This window comes from Streptomyces sp. NPDC005266 (assembly GCF_040607655.1).
GTDB lineage: Bacteria > Actinomycetota > Actinomycetes > Streptomycetales > Streptomycetaceae > Streptomyces.
In genome coordinates this window covers 38,289-60,623 of the sequence record NZ_JBEXHC010000013.1, presented here as the reverse complement: position 1 = coordinate 60,623, position 22,335 = coordinate 38,289, and the positions used below count along the sequence as shown (strand labels likewise).

Annotated in this window: 24 protein-coding genes and 1 pseudogene; 15 read left to right on the top strand and 10 right to left on the bottom strand. The window is 71.5% G+C overall.

The window, feature by feature from the left end:
- The first annotated feature begins 12 nt into the window (after window positions 1-12).
- From ABZU99_RS22590 to ABZU99_RS22575, 4 genes are all read left to right on the top strand, one after another.
- Window positions 13-1,017, top strand: a complete 1,005-nt coding sequence (locus tag ABZU99_RS22590) for a PhoH family protein (RefSeq protein WP_356046268.1) — start codon at window positions 13-15, stop codon at window positions 1,015-1,017.
- A gap of 13 nt (window positions 1,018-1,030) precedes the next feature.
- Window positions 1,031-1,528 carry an rRNA maturation RNase YbeY gene (gene ybeY, locus ABZU99_RS22585; protein WP_355943975.1) on the top strand — a complete coding sequence of 166 codons (498 nt, stop codon included), beginning with the start codon at window positions 1,031-1,033 and terminating at the stop codon, window positions 1,526-1,528.
- Window positions 1,525-2,832 carry a hemolysin family protein gene (locus tag ABZU99_RS22580; protein ID WP_355943973.1) on the top strand — a complete coding sequence of 436 codons (1,308 nt, stop codon included), beginning with the start codon at window positions 1,525-1,527 and terminating at the stop codon, window positions 2,830-2,832. The genes ybeY and ABZU99_RS22580 overlap by 4 nt, the downstream gene beginning before the upstream one ends.
- 392 nt (window positions 2,833-3,224) lie before the next feature.
- Entirely contained in the window at window positions 3,225-5,876 is a 2,652-nt protein-coding gene (locus ABZU99_RS22575; RefSeq protein ID WP_356046266.1) for an Ig-like domain-containing protein, read from the top strand.
- 47 nt (window positions 5,877-5,923) lie between these two features.
- Here ABZU99_RS22575 and ABZU99_RS22570 read toward each other — a convergent pair whose 3' ends face one another.
- From ABZU99_RS22570 to ABZU99_RS22560, 3 genes are all read right to left on the bottom strand, one after another.
- Window positions 5,924-6,091 carry a helix-turn-helix transcriptional regulator gene (locus tag ABZU99_RS22570; protein ID WP_355943969.1) on the bottom strand — a complete coding sequence of 56 codons (168 nt, stop codon included), beginning with the start codon at window positions 6,089-6,091 and terminating at the stop codon, window positions 5,924-5,926.
- Window positions 6,073-6,231, bottom strand: coding sequence for a hypothetical protein (locus ABZU99_RS22565; protein ID WP_355943967.1), 159 nt, complete (start codon window positions 6,229-6,231; stop codon window positions 6,073-6,075). The genes ABZU99_RS22570 and ABZU99_RS22565 overlap by 19 nt, the downstream gene beginning before the upstream one ends.
- Window positions 6,232-6,505: 274 nt before the next feature.
- Window positions 6,506-8,041, bottom strand: coding sequence for an MFS transporter (locus ABZU99_RS22560; protein ID WP_356046263.1), 1,536 nt, complete (start codon window positions 8,039-8,041; stop codon window positions 6,506-6,508).
- A gap of 162 nt (window positions 8,042-8,203) precedes the next feature.
- Between ABZU99_RS22560 and ABZU99_RS22555 the strand changes: the two genes are divergently transcribed.
- The 3 genes from ABZU99_RS22555 (at window position 8,204) to era (ending at window position 10,661) form a co-directional block, all read left to right on the top strand.
- Window positions 8,204-9,025, top strand: coding sequence for a helix-turn-helix transcriptional regulator (locus tag ABZU99_RS22555; protein ID WP_356046327.1), 822 nt, complete (start codon window positions 8,204-8,206; stop codon window positions 9,023-9,025).
- Window positions 9,026-9,078: 53 nt separating this feature from the next.
- Window positions 9,079-9,441, top strand: a complete 363-nt coding sequence (locus ABZU99_RS22550; RefSeq protein ID WP_355943963.1) for a cytidine deaminase — start codon at window positions 9,079-9,081, stop codon at window positions 9,439-9,441.
- Window positions 9,442-9,704: 263 nt separating this feature from the next.
- Window positions 9,705-10,661 (top strand): GTPase Era, encoded by a 957-nt coding sequence (gene era, locus ABZU99_RS22545; protein WP_355943961.1) that lies wholly within the window; start codon window positions 9,705-9,707, stop codon window positions 10,659-10,661.
- A gap of 16 nt (window positions 10,662-10,677) precedes the next feature.
- On the opposite strand, the gene ABZU99_RS22540 is transcribed toward era, so the two are convergent.
- Together ABZU99_RS22540 and ABZU99_RS22535 are read right to left on the bottom strand one after the other, a co-directional pair.
- Window positions 10,678-10,944, bottom strand: a complete 267-nt coding sequence (locus ABZU99_RS22540; protein ID WP_355943959.1) for a protealysin inhibitor emfourin — start codon at window positions 10,942-10,944, stop codon at window positions 10,678-10,680.
- Window positions 10,945-10,971: 27 nt separating this feature from the next.
- A complete protein-coding gene (locus ABZU99_RS22535) occupies window positions 10,972-12,084 on the bottom strand; it encodes a M4 family metallopeptidase (protein WP_356046260.1) in 1,113 nt (370 codons plus the stop codon).
- A 324-nt stretch (window positions 12,085-12,408) separates the two neighbouring features.
- Between ABZU99_RS22535 and leuA the strand changes: the two genes are divergently transcribed.
- The 4 genes and pseudogenes from leuA to ABZU99_RS22515 form a co-directional block, all read left to right on the top strand.
- Window positions 12,409-14,184: a 2-isopropylmalate synthase gene (gene leuA / locus ABZU99_RS22530; RefSeq protein ID WP_355943955.1), complete on the top strand. Its 1,776-nt coding sequence runs from the start codon at window positions 12,409-12,411 to the stop codon at window positions 14,182-14,184.
- A gap of 164 nt (window positions 14,185-14,348) precedes the next feature.
- Complete coding sequence (locus ABZU99_RS22525) at window positions 14,349-15,062, top strand: TerB family tellurite resistance protein (RefSeq protein ID WP_355943953.1); 714 nt, start codon at window positions 14,349-14,351, stop codon at window positions 15,060-15,062.
- A 20-nt stretch (window positions 15,063-15,082) separates the two neighbouring features.
- Window positions 15,083-15,301, top strand: a complete 219-nt coding sequence (locus tag ABZU99_RS22520; protein WP_355943951.1) for a hypothetical protein — start codon at window positions 15,083-15,085, stop codon at window positions 15,299-15,301.
- 37 nt (window positions 15,302-15,338) lie between these two features.
- Window positions 15,339-15,500: pseudogene (locus ABZU99_RS22515) on the top strand (LuxR C-terminal-related transcriptional regulator); the annotation flags it as partial.
- A 21-nt stretch (window positions 15,501-15,521) separates the two neighbouring features.
- Here ABZU99_RS22515 and ABZU99_RS22510 read toward each other — a convergent pair.
- Window positions 15,522-16,076 carry a carboxymuconolactone decarboxylase family protein gene (locus ABZU99_RS22510; protein ID WP_356046257.1) on the bottom strand — a complete coding sequence of 185 codons (555 nt, stop codon included), beginning with the start codon at window positions 16,074-16,076 and terminating at the stop codon, window positions 15,522-15,524.
- 100 nt (window positions 16,077-16,176) lie between these two features.
- On the opposite strand from ABZU99_RS22510, the gene ABZU99_RS22505 reads away from it, so the two are divergent.
- Complete coding sequence (locus tag ABZU99_RS22505) at window positions 16,177-16,644, top strand: MarR family transcriptional regulator (protein WP_356046255.1); 468 nt, start codon at window positions 16,177-16,179, stop codon at window positions 16,642-16,644.
- A 46-nt stretch (window positions 16,645-16,690) separates the two neighbouring features.
- On the opposite strand, the gene ABZU99_RS22500 is transcribed toward ABZU99_RS22505, so the two are convergent.
- From ABZU99_RS22500 to ABZU99_RS22490, 3 genes are all read right to left on the bottom strand, one after another.
- Entirely contained in the window at window positions 16,691-17,701 is a 1,011-nt protein-coding gene (locus ABZU99_RS22500) for a glycosyl hydrolase family 18 protein (protein WP_356046325.1), read from the bottom strand.
- Window positions 17,702-17,810: 109 nt separating this feature from the next.
- On the bottom strand, window positions 17,811-18,569 hold the full coding sequence (locus ABZU99_RS22495; protein WP_356046254.1) for a hypothetical protein: 759 nt from the start codon (window positions 18,567-18,569) through the stop codon (window positions 17,811-17,813).
- 41 nt (window positions 18,570-18,610) lie between these two features.
- Entirely contained in the window at window positions 18,611-19,258 is a 648-nt protein-coding gene (locus tag ABZU99_RS22490; protein WP_356046252.1) for a GNAT family protein, read from the bottom strand.
- A gap of 101 nt (window positions 19,259-19,359) precedes the next feature.
- On the opposite strand from ABZU99_RS22490, the gene ABZU99_RS22485 reads away from it, so the two are divergent.
- The 3 genes from ABZU99_RS22485 to ABZU99_RS22475 all read left to right on the top strand — a co-directional run bounded on the left by ABZU99_RS22485 (window position 19,360) and on the right by ABZU99_RS22475 (window position 20,970).
- Window positions 19,360-19,569, top strand: a complete 210-nt coding sequence (locus ABZU99_RS22485; RefSeq protein ID WP_355857933.1) for a helix-turn-helix domain-containing protein — start codon at window positions 19,360-19,362, stop codon at window positions 19,567-19,569.
- Window positions 19,569-20,138, top strand: coding sequence for a Clp protease N-terminal domain-containing protein (locus tag ABZU99_RS22480; RefSeq protein ID WP_355943939.1), 570 nt, complete (start codon window positions 19,569-19,571; stop codon window positions 20,136-20,138). Before ABZU99_RS22485 ends, ABZU99_RS22480 begins: the two co-directional genes overlap by 1 nt.
- Before the next feature lie 310 nt (window positions 20,139-20,448).
- Entirely contained in the window at window positions 20,449-20,970 is a 522-nt protein-coding gene (locus tag ABZU99_RS22475; RefSeq protein ID WP_356046249.1) for an N-acetyltransferase, read from the top strand.
- On the opposite strand, the gene ABZU99_RS22470 is transcribed toward ABZU99_RS22475, so the two are convergent.
- A complete protein-coding gene (locus tag ABZU99_RS22470; RefSeq protein WP_356046247.1) occupies window positions 20,943-22,184 on the bottom strand; it encodes a serine hydrolase domain-containing protein in 1,242 nt (413 codons plus the stop codon). The genes ABZU99_RS22475 and ABZU99_RS22470 overlap by 28 nt on opposite strands.
- Window positions 22,185-22,335 lie beyond the last annotated feature (151 nt).

Sequence of the window (22,335 nt, the reverse complement as noted above, 5' to 3'; positions counted from 1 at the left end):
GAGAGCCGGCCCATGACGCAACCAACCACAGCACCGCAGGCGCATGCGCAGTTCACGGTTCCGACCAAGCACCCGATGGTCATGGTCCTGGGATCAGGTGACTCGCTGCTGCGTGTGATCGAAAAGGCGTTCCCGGCGACCGACATCCATGTCCGGGGCAACGAAGTCAGCGCGACCGGGGACGCGCGGGAAGTCGCCCTGGTGCAGCGTCTCTTCGATGAGATGATGCTGGTGCTCCGCACCGGTCAACCTATGACGGAGGATGCGGTGGAGCGCTCGATCTCCATGCTGCGCGCGGCTGAGAGGGGCGAGGGCGGAGCGGAGGAGACGCCCGCCGAGGTGCTCACCCAGAACATCCTGTCCAACCGCGGCCGCACGATCCGCCCCAAGACGCTCAACCAGAAGCGGTATGTCGACGCGATCGACAAGCACACCGTCGTCTTCGGTATCGGCCCCGCCGGCACCGGCAAGACCTATCTGGCCATGGCCAAGGCGGTTCAGGCGCTCCAGTCCAAGCAGGTCAACCGGATCATCCTGACCCGTCCGGCGGTCGAGGCGGGTGAGCGGCTCGGCTTCCTGCCCGGCACGCTCTACGAGAAGATCGACCCGTATCTGCGGCCGCTGTACGACGCGCTGCACGACATGCTCGACCCCGACTCGATTCCGCGTCTGATGGCCGCGGGCACCATCGAGGTCGCTCCGCTGGCGTATATGCGCGGTCGTACGCTCAATGACGCGTTCATCATTCTGGACGAGGCGCAGAACACGAACCCCGAGCAGATGAAGATGTTCCTCACCCGGCTCGGCTTCGACTCCAAGATCGTCATCACGGGTGATGTCACCCAGGTCGACCTCCCGGGCGGGACCAAGAGTGGTCTGCGCCAGGTGCGGGAGATCCTGGAGGGCGTCGATGACGTCCACTTCTCCATGCTCACCAGCAAGGACGTGGTCCGGCACAAGCTGGTCGGCCGTATTGTCGACGCGTACGAGCAGTACGACAGCCGCAACGGAAAGTAAGACAAAACACCCCATGGCGATCGACGTCAACAACGAATCCGGTACCGACATCGACGAACGGGCGGTGCTGGACGTCGCCCGCTACGCCCTGGCCCGGATGCGTATCCACCCGCTCTCCGAGCTCTCGGTGATCGTCGTCGACGCCGACGCCATGGAGCAGCTTCATATCCAGTGGATGGATCTGCCGGGGCCGACCGATGTCATGTCCTTCCCGATGGACGAGCTGCGCCCGCCCGCCAAGGACGACGAGGAGCCCCCACAGGGTCTCCTCGGTGACATCGTGCTCTGCCCCGAGGTGGCCAAGAAGCAGGGGGAGGAGGCGCCGACCGGACACTCCATGGACGAGGAGCTCCAACTGCTCACCGTCCACGGCGTCCTTCACCTCCTGGGCTACGACCACGAGGAGCCGGACGAGCGCGCCGAGATGTTCGGGCTGCAGGCCGCGATCATCGACGGCTGGCGCGCCGAGCAAGGTCTGACCGGTCCCTCCCCGGCCCCCACCACCCGATGACCGGGCAGCTCGTCACGGCGGCCATTTTGCTGGTCGTCGTCGCCTGGCTGGCGGCGTGCGCCGAGGCGGGGCTCGCCCGCACCACCCGGTTCCGCGCCGAGGAGGCCGTGCGCTCCGGGCGGCGGGGCGCGGCCAAGCTGATGCAGGTCGCCGAGGACCCCACCCGTTATCTCAATGTGGCGCTGCTGGTCCGGGTCGCCTGCGAGGTGGCGGCGGGCGCCGTCGTCACCTATGCCTGTCTGCGCGAGTTCCACGAGACCTGGAAGGCGCTGACCGTCGCGATCGGCGTGATGGTCCTGGTCTCGTACGTCGCCGTCGGCGTCTCGCCGCGCACCATCGGCGCCCAGCATCCGCTCAACACGGCGACCGCCGCGGCCTATGTGCTGATCCCGCTGGCCCGGATCATGGGCCCGATCCCCCCGCTGCTGATCCTCATCGGTAATGCGCTCACGCCCGGCAAGGGCTTCCGCAAGGGCCCCTTCGCCTCCGAGGCGGAGCTGCGCGCGCTGGTCGACCTCGCCGAGAAGGAGTCGCTGATCGAGGACGAGGAGCGGCGCATGGTCCACTCCGTCTTCGAGCTCGGTGACACCCTGGTGCGCGAGGTCATGGTGCCGCGCACCGACCTCGTCGCGATCGAGCGCTTCAAGACCATCCGGCAGGCCCTCACCCTCGCGCTGCGTTCCGGCTTCTCCCGGATCCCGGTCACCGGGGAGAACGAGGACGACATCGTGGGGATCGTCTACCTCAAGGACCTGGTCCGCAAAACGCATATCAACCGGGACGCCGAGTCCGAGCTGGTCTCCACCACCATGCGGCCGGCCACCTTCGTCCCCGACACCAAGAACGCGGGCGATCTGCTGCGCGAGATGCAGCGGGAGCGCAACCACGTCGCCGTCGTCATCGACGAGTACGGCGGCACGGCCGGCATCGTCACCATCGAGGACATCCTCGAGGAGATCGTCGGCGAGATCACCGATGAGTACGACCGCGAACTGCCGCCCGTCCAGGACCTGGGCGACGGCACCCACCGCGTCACCGCCCGGCTCGGTCTCGGCGACCTCGGTGAGCTGTACGGGACGGCTCTGGAGGACGAGGACGTCGAGACGGTCGGCGGGCTGCTCGCCAAGGCGCTGGGCCGGGTGCCGATCGCGGGCGCCACGGCCGAGGTCGAGATCCCCGAGGGCGGCACCGACCCATCCCTCAAGGCCTTGCGGCTGACCGCCGAATCCCCGGCGGGCCGCCGCAACCGCATTGTGACGGTGCACGTCGAGCCGGTCCGGGAGACCGCCGCGGCCGAGTCGTAGGCCGGCGCACAAGACCCTCAGCGCGGCCCCGCCCCTCACCGGGCGGGGCCGCGTCGTCGTTGCCGTACCACCGTTGCCGCCCGCCCAGGCGCGGCGTCTGCCTGCGCGGATGCGCCTTACCACGCCCGCGCGTAATCGCGCGCGGTATGGCGCTGCGCCATCCGAGTGGAATCGCTGTCCGTGCCCTGGCCCATCTGATGTAGTCCCCTGCTTACTTGCAGATACCGACTGGTGGGTCGCCCATACCTCTGTCGGGGGACAACCGGCTTGTCTACTTGACGTAGACAGTCGGCTGTATGGGCACCCCCGCGCAGAGGCCATGGCTCCGCGCGGCGTACGTCGTGCGGAGCCGGGCGGCTCATCCCATCCGCAGTCCGGAAGGGGCCGCTCTCATGGCTACACCAACCACCACCACGCTCACCGTCACCCCGAATCCGGCGGAGTGCGGCGAAACGGTGACGCTGACCGCGACCGTGACCCCCGCACCTCCCGACGGCGAGACGGTCGACTTCATCATCAGCGCCGACGGACCGGTGCTGACCGGAACCCTGACCGGCGGCCAGGCCAGCGTCACGATCAGCAACCTGAGCGTGGGCAGTCACGCCGCCGCGGCCTTCTATCCGGGCGACGGGACCTTCGACCCGTCGAGCTCGTCCTTCGTACCGATCACGGTGGTTCCGGCGGCCACAACGACGACCGTCACGTCGATTACGCCGGCTTCGCCGGTGTGCGGTGAGCCGGTGCAGGTGTGCGCGCAGGTGTCGGTGAACGGGCCGGGCACGTGTCAGCCGTCGGGGCAGGTGCAGTTCGTGTTCACCGGTGGCCCGACGGTGTTCGGGACGTTGGACAACGCCGGGGTGGCCTGCGTGACCGTCAATCTGAGCGCGGGCACCTACCCGTTCACGGTCACGTACCCGGGCACCACCGGGACGGGGACCTCGCAGACCACCGGAACGGTCACGGTGGCTCAGGGGTCGTCGACGACGGTGTTCTCCTCGCCGACGGTGTCGCCGGTGTGTGGTGACACGGTGCAGTTGTGTGCGCAGGTGACGGTGGACTCGCCGAGTACCTGTTCGGTGACGCCGGGGACGGTGACGTTCGTGGTGGCCGGTGGTCCGACGCTGACGGCGAACGTGGACGGGTCGGGTCAGGCGTGTGTGTCGACGAGTGCGATTCCGGTGGGGACGCATGCGGTGACGGCCACGTACTCGGGGAACACGGATATCGCGGGTTCCGCGGGCACCGGTTCGGTGACGGTGGGTCAGGGGTCGTCGACGACGGTGTTCTCCTCGCCGACGGTGTCGCCGGTGTGTGGTGATGCGGTGCAGTTGTGTGCGCAGGTGACCTCGTCGAGTTCGTGTCCGGTGTCGCCGGGGACGGTGACGTTCGTGGTGGCGGGTGGTCCGACGCTGACGGCGAACGTGGACGGGTCGGGTCAGGCGTGTGTGACGACGAGTGCGATTCCGGTGGGGACGCATGCGGTGACGGCCACCTACTCGGGGAACACCGACATCGCGGGTTCCGCGGACACCGGTTCGGTGACGGTGGGTCAGGGGTCGTCGACGACGGTGTTCTCCTCGCCGACGGTGTCGCCGGTGTGTGGTGATGCGGTGCAGTTGTGTGCGCAGGTGACCTCGTCGAGTTCGTGTCCGGTGTCGCCGGGGACGGTGACGTTCGTGGTGGCGGGTGGTCCGACGCTGACGGCGAACGTGGACGGGTCGGGTCAGGCGTGTGTGACGACGAGTGCGATCCCGGTGGGGACGCATGCGGTGACGGCCACCTACTCGGGGAACACCGACATCGCGGGTTCCGCGGGCACCGGTTCGGTGACGGTGGGCCAGGCGCCCTCGACGACGACGGTCACGGCCACGCCGAACCCAGCGGGGTGCGGCCAGCCGGTGATCCTGTGCGCCCATGTGGCCACGTCGAGTTCGTGTCCGCTGACGCCGGGGACGGTGACGTTCGTGGTGTCGGGTGGTCCGACGCTGACGGCGAACGTCGACGCTGCCGGTAACGCCTGCGTGTCCACCAGCGCCATCCCGGTGGGGACGCATACGGTGACCGCCACCTACTCCGGGAGCACCGGCGTCGCGGGCTCGACGGGCAACACCACGGTCACCGTGAACCAGGCGAGCTCCGCGACGGCCTTGACCATTTCGCCCAGCACGGCCGTGTGCAGCGGACCGGTGCAGTTGTGCGCGCAGGTGACCTCGTCGTGTCCGGTGACGCCGGGCACGGTCACGTTCGTGATCACGGGCGGTCCGACGCTGACCGCGCCGGTCAACGCCGGCGGCCAGGCGTGCGTGACGACCACCGCCGCCGGCGTGGGTCCGCACGCGGTGACGGCCACGTACTCGGGCAACACCGGCGTCGCGGGCTCGTCGGCCAGCGGTTCGTTCACCGTGATCAAAGCGAACACCACCACGACGCTCACCTCCTCGCCCAACCCGTCCACCCCCGGCCAGACGGTGACCTTCACCGCCACCGTGGCCGCGGTGCCTCCGGCCACGGGCACCCCGACCGGGACCGTGACGTTCACGATCAGCGGTGGTCCCACCCTCACCGGGACGCTCAACGGCTCCGGAGTGGCGACGGCCAGCACCAACGCGCTCACCGCCGGCCCGCACACGGTCACCGCCACGTACAACGGCGACACGTGCTTCAACACCTCGACGTCCAACACGATCACCCAGAACGTGGGCACGGCGACGAACACGACCGTCACCGCCACCCCGGCCGTCATCCGGCTGCGGTTCAACGGCACCCTGGTCATCCCGACCCTGAGCGCGACGCTGAGGGACGCGTCGAACAACCCCATCCCCGGCCGGACCATCACCTTCGTCGCCAATAGCGCTCTGGGCCCGATCCCGCTGGGCAGCGCGACCACCAACGCCAGCGGAACGGCGACCCTCACCAACGTCACCGTCCCGCCGACCGTGCTCACCGCCTCGACCTACACCGCCTCGTTCGCGGGCGCTCCGGGGCTGAGCCCGTCGTCGGGTTCGGCAGCGCTGACCTTCCAGCCGGCGCCGCCCATCCCGTAAGGACACATCGGTAGGGCTCACCCCAGGTGCCCGCGCCGGACCGCAGCTCAGCGGCCCGGCGCGGGCCTCCGCGCGTCCGACGGCAGGGCGCGCAGCCCGGCGCGCGCCGTGATGCCCAGCTTCGGGAAGATCTTGTAGAGGTGATAGCCGACGGTGCGCGGGCTCAGGCCCAGCCGCGCGCCGATCTCACGGTTGGTCAGCCCGTCCGCCGCCATCCGGCCACCTCCAGCTCCCGCCCGGTGAGCCGGGCGGCGGCCTCGTCACCGCCGCGTCGCGCCGAACCACCGGCCGCACGCAGCTCGCCGCGGGCCCGGTCCCGCCAGACCTCCGCACCGAGCCCTTCGAACAGGTCCACCGCCAGCCGCAGAGGGCGCCTGGCCTCCCCCGGCCGCCAGCCGCGGCGCAGGCGTGTTCGGCACCGGCCCGGGTCAGGCCCAGCTCGCACTCCAGCCCCGCGAGCCACACCATCGGCAGGGCGAGCAGCGCGAGCGTGCCCGAGGAGTGGATCTGTTCGCACGCGGCCGGCGCGAACTCCCGGGCGCTATGCGGCGTGGGACCGTCCCGGGTGATCACCAGCGGCCACAGCCAGCGGTGCACACCGCTCGTCCCGAGCTCGTCCGGGCCCTCCCTCAGCAGGCGCCACGGGTCGGCCCCCGACGCCGCCGGATCCGAAGGCGTCCGCGCTTCCGGGTCCTCAGCCCGAGCGCCACCGCCACCGCGATCACCGCGACGACCGCCGCGTCGACGCCGAGCCCCAGCCTGATGCCGCCCAGCGTCGACTCGGCGAAGCCCGCTCCGCCGTCGCGCAGCGAGGCCATGTGCGCGGAGGCGAGCGCGCCGAGCAGCGGGATGCCGACGGTGACGCCCACCTGCTGGGAGCTGGTCACCAGACCGGTGGCCAGGCCCTGCTCATGGTCCGGCAGCCCGGAGGTCGCGATCACGCCATACGAGATGATCACCCACAGATGCGCGACGCTGGCCAGGCTCACCGCGGCCACGGCCAGCCAGGCGCCGCCGGTGGCGCTCTTGCCCAGCCCCAGCAGTGCCGCCGTGAACGCCGCCTGGGCCAGCAGCGAGCCGATCAGCGTGGGACGGACGCCGAAGCGGCCGATCACCCGGGGCGCGATCACGCCCGCTCCCGCCGACAGCACCCCCTGGACGCCGAAGACCAGGCCGGTCGTCAGCGACGACAGCTTCAGCACCTCCTGCAGATACAGCGTCAGCAGGAAGACGACCGAGCTCATCATCGCGAACGTGGTCAGCCCGGCCAGGTTGCCCCAGGCCACGGTGGAGCGGCGCAGCATCGGCAGCGACACCAGCGGCTCGGCCGCCCGCGACTCCACCACGGTGAACACCGCGAGCAGCAGGACGCCGCCGACCAGCGCGAAGAGGACATCGGCGCCGCCGAAGCCGCGCTCGGCGGCCGTCGACAGGGCGTAGATCACCCCGAGCAGCCCGCCGGTCACGGTCACCGCGCCCGGCACGTCCAGGCGCGGCCGCCGCGGGTGGCGGGACTCGGCCAGCAGCGCCGGCGCGGCGGCCAGCACCAGGGCGCCCGCGGCGGTGAGCAGCCCCATGGTGGAACGCCAGCCGAGCGTGTCGGTCATACCCCCGCCCAGCACCATCCCGATGGTGAAGCCCAGCGACAACAGGGTGCCGCTGATCCCCAGCGCACGCTCCCGCCGCGGGCCCTCGGGGAAGGTCGTGGTGAGCAGCGACATACCGGTCGGCACGACGGCCGCCGCGCCCAGGCCCTGCGCGGCCCGGCCCACCAGGAACGAGGCCGGGTCCCAGGCGAGCGTGGTCAGCAGCGACGCCACCGTGAACAGGGCGAGACCGGTGAGGAACAGCCTGCGGCGCCCATAGAGGTCGGCCACCCGGCCGAAGAACAGCAGAAAGCCGCCGGAGGGCAGGGCGAAGGCGGTGACCGCCCACTGGAGGTCGGCCTGTTCCATGCCCAGATTCCTGCCGAGGACGGGCAGCGCCACATTCAGGATCGAGAAGTCGAGCGCGACGATGAACTGCGCGGCGCACAGCACCAGCAGGACCAGCCTGGCGCGGCCGGTCAGCCGAGCGGGGGAGGGGCCGGCGGACGGTGCGGAAGAAGGCGGTGCGGCACCGCCACGAACGGAGGAAGGAGGGACGGAAGGGGAATCGATCGCCATGATCCATAGGTTCAGGTGACTCAAGGAGGCGTGGGGAGCGGGAACTTATCCTGGTGGCCGGACCACCACGCAGCACGGACAGGGGGACATGTGCCAGAGGCCGTCGAGACCACCACCGTCGCCACCAAGCCGCGGCGCCGGCAGGAGCTGCGCGACTTCCTGATGAGCCGTCGGGCCCGGGTCAGCCCGGCCGACGCCGGTCTGCCGGACGGCGGGGGCCGCCGCCGTACGCCGGGGCTGCGCCGTGAGGAGGTCGCGGTGCTGGCCGGGGTGGGCGCGTCCTGGTACCAGTGGCTGGAGCAGGGCCGGGACATCACCGTCTCCCCGCAGGTGCTGGACGCCGTGGGGCGGGTGCTCAGGCTGAGCGACACCGAGCGCCGCCATCTGTACGTCCTGGCCGGGCTCAATCCGCCGCTGCCCCGGCCCGAGTACGACCCCGGCTATCTGTGCGACGGGCTCCGGCGGCTGATCGACGGCTGGATGCCCTTCCCGGCCCACATCATGGACCGCTACTGGAACGTGATCGCCTACAACGACGCGGCGGCTCTGGTGCTGGGCTTCCGCCCCGCAAACCCCGAGAACTGCCTCGTCACCTTCTTCACCGACCCCGTCTACCGGGCCCGCGCCACGAGCTGGGAGCAGACCGCCCCCTGGGTCGTCGCCCAGTACCGGGCCGCCTGCTCCGACTACCCCGACGACGAGGGCTTCGCGGCAGTGGTCCGGGAGGCGTCCGAGGCGAGCCCGGAGTTCGCCGAGCTGTGGGCACGTGGCGATGTGCGGCCCGGTGGCCAGCTGACCAAGGAGCTGGAGCATCCGCTGGTCGGCGCGCTGTTCTTCGAGTCCACCCTGCTGCGCATCCCCGCCCGCCCGGATCTGGCGATCGTGCTGCACAACCCGGTGCCTGACACGGACACGGCAGCGAAGCTGGAGCGGCTGACCTCACCGGAGGGGCGGCGCGACGGGATGTACTCGATCGCGGGATGACCCGGGCCCGCCACGGCCCCCTCCGGCGGAACGGCCGGGTCAGTGCCGCGCATATGCTCATACGCATGAGCGAAGCAGCGCAGCTGGACCCCGAAGACCGCAAGATCATCACGCTGGCCCGTTCGGCGCGGGCCCGTAACGCTGCGACGGAGGGCGCCGCCGTACGCGACGAGACGGGGCGCACCTATGTCGCCGGCACCGTCGACCTCGACTCGCTGAAGCTGAGCGCGCTGCGGACCGCCGTGGCGATGGCCGTCGCGAGCGGCGCGAAGTCGCTGGAGGCCGCGGCCGTTGTGACCGAGGCCGAGACCGCGTCCGAGGAGGACCGCGCGGCCGTACGGGACCTGGGCGGCGCCGGAACGCCGATCCTGGTCGTCGCCCCGGACGGCACCCTGCGGGCCACGCTCCCGGCCTGAGCACCGGGCCCAGGGGCCATCGGGTCAGCGGGGACGTCCCCACTGGCCGCCCCCTCCGTGGTCAGCGGGAACGTCCCCGCTGGCCGCCCTCCGGCCGTCCCCGCTGGCCGCCCGCTGGCCGCCCTCCGACCGCTCCCGCTGGCCGCCCGCTGGCCGCCCTCCGACCGCTCCCGCTGACCGCGTCCCCGCCCGCGCGACCGGCCTGCGGATCCGGACCGGAGCAGTGGTCCGAACTGGGCGGGCCATCGGGGAGAATAGGCGCCATGACTGCCCGTACCTCCCCGTCCCCGTCCGAGCCTCGGGAGACCCCGCACCGCTCGGGCTTCGCCTGCTTCGTCGGCCGTCCCAACGCGGGCAAGTCGACCCTGACCAACGCGCTGGTGGGGACGAAGGTCGCGATCACCTCCAGCCGTCCCCAGACCACCCGCCACACCGTCCGCGGCATCGTGCACCGGCCCGACGCACAGCTCGTGCTCGTCGACACCCCCGGTCTGCACAAGCCGCGCACCCTGCTCGGTGAGCGCCTCAACGATGTCGTCCGCACCACCTGGGCCGAGGTGGACGTCATCGGCTTCTGCCTCCCCGCCGACCAGAAGCTGGGCCCCGGTGACCGCTATATCGCCACCGAGCTGGCCGGGATCAAGAAGACTCCCAAGGTCGCGATCGTCACCAAGACCGATCTGGTCGAGCCCGAGCAGCTGGCCCAGCAACTGCTGGCCATCGACCGGCTCGGCGAGGAGCTGGGTATCGAGTGGGCCGAGATCGTCCCGGTCTCGGCGGTGGGGGACCAGCAGGTGGACCTGCTGGCGGACCTGCTGGTGCCCCTCCTCCCCGAGGGCCCGGCGCTCTACCCCGAGGGTGATCTCACCGACGAGCCCGAGCAGGTCATGGTCGCCGAGCTGATCCGCGAGGCCGCGCTGGAGGGCGTACGGGACGAGCTGCCGCACTCCATCGCGGTGGTGGTCGAGGAGATGCTCCCCCGCGAGGACCGCCCCGCGGACAAGCCGCTCCTCGACATCCACGCCAACCTCTACATCGAGCGCCCCAGCCAGAAGGGCATCGTCATCGGCCCCAAGGGGCGGCGCCTGAAGGACGTGGGCACCAAGTCCCGCAAACACATCGAGGCCCTGCTCGGCACCCCGGTCTTCCTCGACCTCCACGTCAAGGTGGCCAAGGACTGGCAGCGCGATCCGAAGCAGCTCCGCAAGCTGGGCTTCTGAGCCCGGCGAGTGGCCCTTACGCGCCCTCCTTGAGGACGGTGCGGATCAGCTCGCGCTGGGCGTCGCTCAGGTGGGGGTCGGCGGCGTGGACGGTGCGGCCGTCGACGGTGATCTCGTAGTGGAAGCCGTCGGGGACGCCGCGGGTGGCGGCGGTGTGCCCGGTTTCGACGGCCTGGTGGGCCAGGGCGGCCAGATGGGTGGCGTCGGGCCGGCTGTCCGTGTCCAGCTCGGCCCGGCGCTCGATTCCGGCGAATCCGCCGGAGCGGGTGACGGAGATACGCATGGCTCCATCACTACCCGAAGGCGGCGCCTAGCGCGCGCCCACTCGGGCGCGCAGGTCGGTGATGCCCACTCCCGCCCATGCGTCCAGCACCGCCGAGTGTTCCTCGCCCTCGCCGTAGCGGGAGTGCGCCGCGGCCACCGTCAGCTCGGCGAAGTCGGTGAACTCGGCGTCCGAGGCCAGGTCGCCGCCGGTCAGCACGTCGTACCAGATCTGCCCGGCACGCTCCCAGGCGTTGCCGCCGAGGGCGGTGGCGGCGAGGTAGAAGGCGTGGTTGGGGATGCCGGAATTGATGTGGACGCCGCCGTTGTCGCGTGAGGTGTGGACGTAGCCGTCCATCGTGCCGGGCTGCGGGTCCTTGCCGAGGACGTCGTCGTCGTACGCCGTGCCCGGCGCCTTCATCGAGCGCAGCGCCACGCCGGTGACCCGCTCCGCCAGCAGCCCGGCGCCGATCAGCCAGTCGGCCTTCTCGGCGCTCTGGCCGAGCACGTGCTGCTTGACGAGCGAGCCGAAGACATCGGACATCGACTCGTTGAGCGCCCCGGACTGGCCGAAGTACTCCAGATTGGCGGTGTACTGGGTGACGCCGTGGGTCAGCTCGTGGGCCATCACATCGACCGGGATGGTGAAGTCGAGGAAGATCTCGCCGTCCCCGTCGCCGAAGACCATCTGCTCGCCGTCCCAGAACGCGTTGTTGTACTCCCGGCTGTAGTGGACGCTCGCGTCCAGCGCCAGGCCCGCGTCATCGATCGAGCGCCGGCCGTATGCCTTGAGGAACAGCTCGAAGGTCGCCCCCAGCCCGTCGTACGCGCGGTTGACCGACGCGTCCCGGCCCGCCTGGCCGCCCTCGCCGCGCACCTTCTTCCCCGGCAGCCGGGTCTCGTGCTTGGCGTCGTAGATCGTGCGCCGGGGCTTGTCCGAGGGCGCGGCCGACGGGACGGCGCCGGTGACGCCGCGGACGGTGGTGATCCGGCGCCGGGTGCGCTCCAGCGCGTCCCGCTCCAGGGTGCGGCGGGCGGGCTCGGCCACGGCGGGGTCCTCGGCATGGGACAGTTTGTCGAGGACATGCGGCGGCACGATGGTGCAGAAGGCACGGTGGCGGTGGCTGCGGGCATGCGTGTGGGCATTCACGTTGGCGTCCATGGCAGGCAATGTGGCATCGAGTGAATCCCTTGTCACGCCTTGCGGTCACGATTGCTGATATCGAGTGGTAGATGTGTATTCCTCCGCGCGCCGTGTTCCGGTCCGCATAGTGATATGGATCCGCCCGGCCCCGGAGGTATCGGTTAGGCTGCTGCCCATCATGCGTTTCGGGCTGCTTCTCCTTAGCTGCCGCGGCGAGGGCCTGTAGTCGTAGGCCGACCCCCTCCCCGCGGAGTTCGGCGTTGCGGTGATCACGCCCCGTCGGCCGCCCACTGGACACCCCTACAGCGGATCGTCCAACGGATACGAGGAGCCCCGCACACCATGACCACCTCCGCTACGCCCGGCAATTCCGTCGGCCGGCCCACGCCCATCACCGCCGCCACCGTCGCCCAGCGTCCGTCCGGGATGCCGATCCACAAGTACGGCCCCTACGACGCCGTCGAGATCCCGGACCGCACCTGGCCGAACAACCGCATCACCGTGGCGCCGCGCTGGCTGTCCACCGATCTGCGGGACGGCAACCAGGCGCTGATCGACCCGATGTCCCCCGCCCGTAAGCGCGAGATGTTCGATCTGCTGGTACGCATGGGCTACAAGGAGATCGAGGTCGGCTTCCCCTCCTCCGGCCAGACCGACTTCGACTTCGTGCGGTCGATCATCGAGGAGGGCGCGATCCCCGAGGACGTGACGATCTCCGTCCTCACCCAGGCGCGCGAGGAGCTGATCGAGCGCACCGTCGAGTCGCTGCGCGGCGCGCACCGGGCCACCGTGCACCTGTACAACGCCACCGCCCCCACCTTCCGCCGGGTCGTCTTCCGGGGGACGAAGGAGCAGGTCAAGCAGATCGCGGTGGACGGCACCCGGCTGGTGGTGGAGTACGCCGACAAGATCCTGGGCGACGAGACGGCCTTCGGCTACCAGTACAGCCCGGAGATCTTCACCGACACCGAGCTGGACTTCGCGCTGGAGGTCTGCGAGGGCGTCATGGACGTCTGGCAGCCGGAGGACGGCCGCGAGATCATCCTGAATCTGCCGGCCACCGTCGAGCGCTCGACCCCGTCCACGCACGCGGACCGCTTCGAGTGGATGTCGCGCCACCTGTCCCGGCGCGAGCACGTCTGTCTGTCCGTGCACCCGCACAACGACCGCGGCACGGCCGTGGCCGCCGCCGAGCTGGCGATCATGGCCGGGGCGGACCGGATCGAGGGCTGTCTGTTCGGGCAGGGCGAGCGCACCGGCAATGTCGACCTGGTGACGCTGGGCATGAACCTGTTCTCCCAGGGCGTCGACCCGCAGATCGACTTCTCGCAGATCGACGAGATCCGCCGGACCGCCGAGTACTGCAACCAGATGGAGGTCCACCCGCGCCACCCCTACGCGGGCGACCTGGTCTACACCGCCTTCTCCGGCTCCCACCAGGACGCCATCAAGAAGGGGTTCGAGGCCATGGAGGTGAGCGCCGCCGAGCAGGGAAAGACGGTGGACGACATCGAGTGGGCGGTCCCGTACCTGCCCATCGACCCCAAGGACGTCGGCCGCTCCTACGAGGCAGTCATCCGCGTCAACTCCCAGTCCGGCAAGGGCGGCATCGCCTATGTCCTGAAGAACGACCACAACCTGGACCTGCCGCGCCGGATGCAGATCGAGTTCTCCAAGACGATTCAGGCCAAGACCGATGCCGAGGGCGGCGAGGTCACCCCGGGGCAGATCTGGTCGGTCTTCCAGGACGAGTACCTGCCGACGGACGACAACCAGTGGGGCCGGATCGCGCTGCGCACCGCGCAGACCTCGAGCACCAGCGAGGGCACCGACGCGCTCACCGTCGAAGCCGTCGTGGACGGCGTCGAGACCGTGCTGACCGGCACGGGCAACGGTCCGCTGGCTGCCTTCTTCAACGCCCTGGCCGCCATCGACGTGGATGTCAGGCTGCTGGACTACTCCGAGCACACCCTGAGCGAGGGCGCGGCCGCACAGGCCGCCGCGTACATCGAATGCGCGATCGACGGCAAGGTGCTGTGGGGCATCGGGATCGACGCCAACATCGTGCGCGCCTCCCTCAAGGCGGTCGTCTCGGCGGTCAACCGGGCCCGCCGGTGAGGGCCGCTTGACCCGTCACCCACATGGGCCCCGTTCACCGCGTGAGGTGGGCGGGGCCTCGGGATTGGCCTGTTGTCTCCGTTCGGGGTACTGACGGCACATCATTGATGTGGCTAGCATCACGTCAACGCGGCAACGTCGCCGAAGCGTTATGGAGGTGTGACGTGGTGCATGCGCGAGCCCGCCGTGACCGGGACCTGTGTGTGGTAGGCGTACGCACTCTGTGGCGGACCGTCGGCGATGGCGAGTTCTTCTGCCCCGACTGCGGAGGCGACCGCAACTACCGCCGCCGCACCGGCCGCCGCCGCATCGTGGTGCTGGGTCTTCCGCTGCTGCCGCGCGGGCCGGTCGCGCCCGTCGTCGAGTGCGCCGCCTGCACCGGCCGGTTCGGCACCGAGGTACTCGACCATCCCACCACCACCCGCTTCTCCGCGATGCTGCGCGACGCCGTGCACACCGTCGCTCTCGCGGTCCTCACCGCGGGCGGCACCGACGCGGCAGCGGTCCGGCAGGTCGCGGTCAGCGCGGTGCGGGCCGCCGGGTTCGCCGACTGCAGCGAGGACCAGCTGCTCGCCCTCATCGAGGCGCTCGCCGCCGACACCGGACGGCTGCCCGGCGCGTGCTCCGGCGAGCGCGACGGCCTCGACCCCTGCGGCACGGCCCTCGCCATCGAGCTCCACGAGGCCCTGGAGCCGCTGGCTCCGCACCTCGCCCCGACGGGCCGGGAGGCCATCCTGCTCCAGGGCGCCCGGATCGCGGTCGCCGACGGCCCGTACCGCCCGGCCGAGCGAGCGGTCCTGGAGACCGTCGGCCGGGCCCTGATGATCTGCCCGGACGACACGGCCCGCCTCCTGGCCGCCACCCGCGCGGCCTTTTGATCAGAGGCTCGGCGGGATATGTGCGCGACCGGGTGCGGGTGCTGAGCACGCTGGTCGAGGATCTGCTGGAGATCTCACGGCTGGACGCGGGCGCGGAGCAGGACCGCATCGGTGATCCGGGAGCTGATCACGGCGCGCTGGGTGTGGTGCTCGGCTCGCCCCCGGCTACCGCTGGGGGCCCAGCGGTAGCCGGGGCACCCGGAAGCCCGGTCTGCGCCTCCGTACTCCCCAGGGAGTGATCGGCCCCGCCCCGCCGCCACCGTCGCAGTAGCCGCCGCGCTCGTCGCCCGCGGTCTGAACAACGCCGAGGCCGCCCGGGCGCTGGGTCTCTCGCCCCTCACCGCCAAGACCCACGTCAGCCGCACCATGGGCAAGCTCGGCGCCCGCGACCGCGCGCAACTGGTCATCGCGGCCTACGAGTCGGGGCTGGTCACCCCGTGCCGTACGGGGCATTCCCGATCAGGCGGTCCAGGCGAAGCGGAAGAGCGGCTCGTCCAGCGGCGCCCGGGTGAGCCGGTTGGCCAGGATGGACATGGTGTAGGTGCCGATGCCCAGCACCACCTCCAGGGCGTTGCGGCGGGTGTAGCCCTGGCCGAGAAAGGCTTTGAAGGCCGTGTCGCTCGCCGCGCCCGCGGTCTCCAGGACGGTGAGCGTGAAGTCGCGCAGGGCGTCGAGCCGTTCATCGTCCAGGGCCCGCTGCTCCCGCAGTGCGGTGACGAGCCCGGCGTCTGCGCCCAGTGCGGTGAGCTTCGCGGTGTGCATGGCCACGCAGACGTGGCAGGCGTTGCGGGTCGCGATGGTCATGATGACGACCTCGCGGTCCAGCGGTTCCAGCGTGGCCGTCTCGAACGCCCCGCTGAGCTTGAGGAATCCATCCAGCAGCTCCGGCGATTCGGCCATCCGCGCCACGGGCGCCGGAAGGTAGCCGAGGCGCCGGACCGTCGTCTCCATGGACCGGCGCGCGGCGGGCGGCGCGGAGTCCGGGGTGTGGTCGGTGAACATGTCGATGGGCATGGTGAATCCCCCTGGGCTGTTATCGACGCTACTATCGACAACGTGGTTGTCGAAAACGTAAACCAGGTTGTCGAATGTGGCAAGGGCGAGGGGCGTCGCGATGGTTGAGGAGACCCCCGGCTTTGAACTGCCGCTGCTGCTCTTCGCCGGTTTCCGCTCACTCATCGACCAGTTGCACGCCGAGCTGGCCCGCCAGGGACACCCCGATGTCCGCCCGGCGTACGGCTTCGCCATGCAGGCCATCGGGCGCGACGGCGCCACCGCCAGCGAGCTGGGCCGGCGGCTCGGCGTCTCCAAACAGGCCGCGGGCAAGACGGCCGACCGGCTGGAGGCGCTGGGCTACGTGGTCCGGGCCGACGACCCGGCCGACGCCCGGCGCAAGGTGATCCGGCTGACCCCGCGCGGTATCGACGCGCTGGCCCGCTCGGCCGTCATCTTCGAGGAGCTGCGGAAGCGATGGGCCGATGCGCTCGGGGCGGAACGGGTGCGCGCGATGGAGGCGGACCTGCGCGCGATGGCGCCCCTCAGCGGCTTCCGCCTCGACGTCGCCGGGTGGTTCGGCGCCTGAGCGTCCGCCCCGTCGCCCCGCCCGAGCGCGTCGGCTCGGGTCCGCGTCACTCCGCGGTCGGCGCGCCCCAGCCCCTCCGGTACGCCGTCCAGTCGCCGGGCGTCGCGGCGAAGTCCACGTACAGCGCCAGCCCGAACCGCTCGCGCCCCCGGTCCTCGCGGCCGAGGCCGAGACGGGTGCCGCGGACCGCGGCCGCCACCGTCTCGGCCCAGGCGTGGCGGCCGAAGTTGTCGGTGTGGTAGCCGGGCAGCCCCATGAGCAGATCCGTGTCCGGCGGGGTGGCTTCGAGGGCCAGCTCCGTCTGCTGGGCCACATAGCCCCCGTACAGGCTCTCCAGCGGCATCGAGGTGTCGTACGACATCACCGCGATCTGGTCGACCCGCCGCGCCACCTGACCGAAGTACTTCTGCGACCACCACTTCGGGTGGTTGGCGACGAAGCCCGCGACCGAGTGCAGGCCGGGCAGCGGGTCGATCTGATGGGCGGCCACCGACAGGGGGACATGGCGGGGGCGGGTGAGGGCGTGCAGGTCGTCGAGCAGGGAGAGGAAGTCACGGTCGCCGGAGTGCATCGGCTCCAGGTCGAAGTGCACCCCGTCGAAGCCCGCGTCCAGCACCTGCCGGGCGGAGCGGACGATACGCGCCCGGCTGTCCGGGTCGCCCAGCCGGAGCCCCGTCGGGCCCTCGGTGGCCAGCTTGTCGCCGAGCCACGCCTGGACGCGAACGCCGGGCAGTTCGCGGTGCACGGCCTTCAGCAGCCAGGCGGCCCTGGGGTAGCGGGCGGCGGGCAGCGTGCCGTTGTGCTCCAAGGGGCCCGCGTGGACGTAGAGATCGCGGATCCCGGTGCCGCGCACCCGCCGCGCCAGCGTGGCGAGCTCCGGCTCGCCGTTGCGGCCGTCCACCCATGCGTGGCCGAGCCACACAGCGTCCCGGCCGCGGGTCAGCGTCCCGGGCTTCGGGTCGCCCGCGTACAGCAGCCGCAGCGAGATCCCGCCGGCGAGGACGGCGAGCGCCAGGCACCCCGCCAGGCCCGCCGTGAGGCGCTTGGGCCACTTCAGCCGGGGATGGCGCCAGCCGCGTACGAGGGTGCGGCGCGCCCGCCGCAGCGAGGAAGCGGTGGCCGGGACTATTCGGGGTCTCTTCACGGAAGGGAGCGTAACGAGCGTTCTACGGGCGGCTCGTGACGGCACGAGGCCGGGCACCGTACAGCTCGGTGCGGATCCGCAGGGCGGCGCGTGCGGCGAGCGAGACGGCGGTGTCCTTGTCGCCGCCGGCCCGCACGATGGCGAGCACGCCGCCGACGCGGACGTCCACGGCGTACGACGGCGTGCCGTCGTCGTCACCGCCGGTCTGCCGCGAGATCTCCAGCAGCGCGTCGTCGCCGAGGGCGGCGAGCTCGCGGGCCTTGTGGTGCTCGAGGACGGGGGCGGCCTCCGTGTCGACGGCGACATCGGGGCAGACCTGGTGGAGCAGGCGCCGGACCTCCAGATAGCGCTCGGTGCGCCCGGTGGGCATCGACACCAGCTGGACGGTGACGGTCCGGCCACCTCCGGCGGCGGGCGTGATGCGCACGGTCTGCTGGGCGCTGGTTCCCTCGAAGCCGGTCAGCTCCCCGCGCAGGGCGTTGCCGGGCTCGCAACCGACCCAGTCGCCGCCCCCGTACCGGCCGAAGAGCCCCAGCTCCGTCCCGGTGACCCGGGCGCGCCCGCCGAATGCCCCGGCGGGAAGGAGCGCGGCCTCCAGATCGGCGTCGGTGAAGACCCGGTCCCGGTCGGCCTCGCCGTCGACGCCGGGCGCCGTCGAGGGGTTCCCCGATGCGGCGGGGCGCCCCGGATCGGGCGGCCCCTGTGTGCTGCCGCATCCGGTGAGAAGGGCCGCCAGCATGACGGCAGGGCCCGCGATTCCTGTGCGTACGGCCGCTCGCACGGCGACTCCCCCGGTTTCGAACGTCCAGTGGAGCGACCACCCTAAGGTGTCGCCCCGAACAGCGCCCGGCACGGCTCCAGTCCGGACATCTCGACCGGGGTCGCGCGGTGCTCCTCCCAGGACGCGCGGTCCAGCCGCAGCCGCTGCAGGGTGCGGGCCTGCCCGCGTACGGCGAGTACGGACAGACCGTCGGGCCGGTATCCGAGCCGTCGCGACACCCCGAGCGAGCGGTCGTTCCCGACCATCGCGCTCGAGATCAGGCACCGCGCCCCCAGCGCCTCGAACGCCAGATACGCCACCGCCGCCCGCATCTCCGTGCCGAGGCCCTTGCCCTGGTGGGCCAGGCCCAGCCAGGACCCGGTCCCGGCCTCCCTCGTCACCGCGAAGTCGGTCGCGGAGAGGTCCTGACGCCCGACCACCGCGCCGTCGTGCAGCACCGCGAAGCTCATCGTCCACTTCTCGGGCCGCCACTCCGCGATCGTTCTCAGGACGTGCTGGAAGGCCCCGCGCCCCACCTCGTCCGGGGTGGCGTCGGTCCAGGGCACGCTGAACGGCATCTCCGCCGGGTCGTGCACCCCGCCCGCCGCGACCGCGCACAGCTCGTCGAGCAGGGGGATGTCGGGAAGCCGCAGCTCCAGGCGCGGCGTGCGGAGGCGTAGCCCGTACGGGGGCCAGAAATGGGGGTCCATAACGGGAGGTTGCCGGACGTGTCGCCGCCGCGTCGAGCCAATTACGCCCCGGAGTGTCAATCAGGGTTGACGGCTGCGGGCTGTCAATCTACGTTGACATCATGACGAAAGCAACCGATCTCGCCGAGCGGGCGGGCGACCGGGACCCGCGCATCGGGCTGCGCGCCGTCGCCGCGCTGCGCCGGCTGCTGGAGCAACTGGAGGCCGTGCAGGTGCGCAGCGCCCGCGCGAAGGGCTGGTCGTGGCAGGAGATCGCCGCCGAGCTGGGCGTCAGCAGGCAGGCGGTCCACAAGAAGCACGGGAGGCGTTGATGTTCGAGAGGTTCACCACCAGTGCCCGCGAGGTCGTCCGCGGCGCCGTCCGCCACGCGGAGGACACCGGCAGCGACACGGTCGGCGAGGCGGAGCTGCTGCTCGCGCTCCTGGACCGTACGGGCAGCCCCGCCGCCGACGCCCTCGCCGCCCTCGGGGCGCACGGCCGCCGCGACTCGATCGAGCGCGCCCTGGCCGAGGTGCGCCGCCGCGGCGGCATCTCGAACGCCGACGCCGAGGCGCTGGCCGGCCTCGGCATCGATGTCGGGGAGATCGTCGCCCGGGTGGAAGAGGCCCACGGCGTGGGCGCCCTGGCCACCGGAGGCGCACCCGCGCGGACCCCGCGGCGCGGCAAGCGCCCGCCACGCCGCCCCTTCGCCCGGGAGGCCAAATCGGTGCTGGAGCGGTCGCTGCGGATCGCGCTCGCGCGCGGCGACAAGCACATCGGCGACGAACATCTGCTGCTCTCCCTCACCGCCCGCCCGGGCGTCGCCGCACATGTCCTCGCCGACCACGACGTGACGTACATCCAGATCGAACGGGCCCTCGCCACCCGCGCGCAGAGGTAGCGCCGCGTCAGCCAAGGTTCACCCCGCTCGCCGCCCTGGCACGGCCATCTGCGGCGTTGCCGAATCGACCGAGTAGGCCCGCTACGAGGCCGATCCGGCACCTTGCAGCTGACCGCACCAGGACGCCTCGCTACCGGGCAAACCTTGGCTGACGCGGCACTAGCGCGGCATCAGCCAGGTTGGGCGATTCGGCGGTGCGAGGTGAAGGGGTGGCCGCGCGCCCTCGGCGGTCCCGAGACGTGGGGCGGTCGTTGAGCGTCGGCGCACAATTCGGTTGCTCACACCGCGATCCGCCGCGCATCCTGTGCCGGTGTTGATCCGACGAGAGACCCCAGCCGACATCGACGCGGTACGTGCCGTCACCTCGGCCGCGTTCGCCAAGTCGGGCACCACGGTCCCGGTCGAAACGACCCTTCTCGACGAGCTCCGCCTCTGCGATGCCTGGCTGCCCGCGCTGTCCTTCGTGGCCACCGACGACCGGGGCGAGGTGATCGGACATGTGCTGTGCACCCGTGGCCATGTGGGCCCCGATCCGGCCCTCGGCCTCGGCCTCGGCCCGCTCAGCGTGCACCCCGACCACCAGCGGTGCGGCGTGGGCCAGGCGCTCGTCCACGCGGTGCTCGGCGCCGCGGACGCCTTCGGGGAATCACTGGTCGCGCTGCTCGGCAGCCCCGCCTACTACGGCCGGTTCGGCTTCCGCCCCGCGACCGACTACGGCATCACGGCCCCGGATCCGGCCTGGGGCGACTTCTTCCAGGTCCGGACCCTGACCGCGTATCAGCCCACCCTCAAGGGGGTCTTCGCCTACGCCGAGCCGTTCGACCGCGTCTGAGCGAGGGGGCCGAAGACGGTGGTGACCAGCTTCATGACCGACGAGGACTCCGCGCCGCCCAGCCCGGTCGGGTTGACCGAGTACACCAGACGGCGGCTCAGGTCCCGGGTGGCGAACATGCCGCTGGTGTAGCCCGGGCGGGAGCCGGTCTTGCCCCAGACCTCGGTGCCGTCCTCGAGCGCGCCCCGTATCAGGCCCATGCTGAAACAGGCGCGGTTGTGGCCGTACTCGCAGTTCTTGTTCCGGTGGTTGGGCACATCGGGAACGCTGAACAGCAGCCGCTGCTGTGCCGGCGGCAGCAGCCGCCCCCGGTAGAGCGCGCCCATGAAGCGGTCCAGCTCGGCGGCGGTCGAGATCATGCCGCCCTCCGCCCACGGCCAGGCCGCCTGCTGGGTCACATCGGCCCTCGCGGCCGTACCGTCCTTCGCCGTGACCGTCAGATAGCCATGGGCGGCCGGCCCCGGCAGCCGGGCGTCGTCGATCGCGGGGACGTAGGTGTGGCGCAGCCCGAGCGGCCGCGCGATCCGGTCCCGTACCTCCCGGGCGAACGAGTGCCCGGTGACCTTCTCGACGATCAGCCCGGCGACGAAGGTGTTGATCCCGCTGTAGGTCTGCGCGGTGCCGGGCGGATACTCCATCTCCCGGCCCCGGACCAAGGTGGTGACGATGCGATCGGGCGACCAGCTCTCGAAGCGGTGGTCCACGAACCACTGGTTCGTCCCGTCGCCCCAGAACTCCTCCCCGCCCCTGGACGGCAGTCCGCTGGTGTGGTTCAGCAGCTGGCCGATGGTGATCTTCGGGTATGCGGCAGGCAACAGACCGGGCAGATACGACTGCACGGCGTCGTCCACGTCCAGCCGGTGCTCGGCGGCCAGTTGGAGCACCACCGTGGCGGTGAACACCTTGGAGATGCTGCCGATCCGGAACGACCCGTCGGCGCGCACCGGTGCCCCGGTGCTCAGATCCCCGGCGCCCGACGTGCCCGACCACTGCCCGGCGCTTCCGGTGATGCGGACCAGCACACCGGTCAGGTCGTCGCCCGGTAACCCGTCGACGACGCCCCGCAGCGCCGCCGCGTCCAGCGGAGGCGGCGACGACGCGTGGGCGGCGGCTTGGGCGGGGGCGGCGGCAAGCGCCGGTGCGGCTGCCCCGCCCGCCACGGCGGCCAGCAGCGCGGTGGCCGCGGCGAGGGCTTTCCAACGGGGCCGAGACAAGGCACGGATCACGGTGTGGTCTCCAGGTGACTGATCGTCCGGCCGGTCTCTCCGGCCTGACGACCAGTCTTCTGGCGCGGTACGCACCCGGCCTCCGGGACAGCCCCGGCCCACCCCCGGCCCACCCCCGCCCCGCGCCTCGGGGATCACC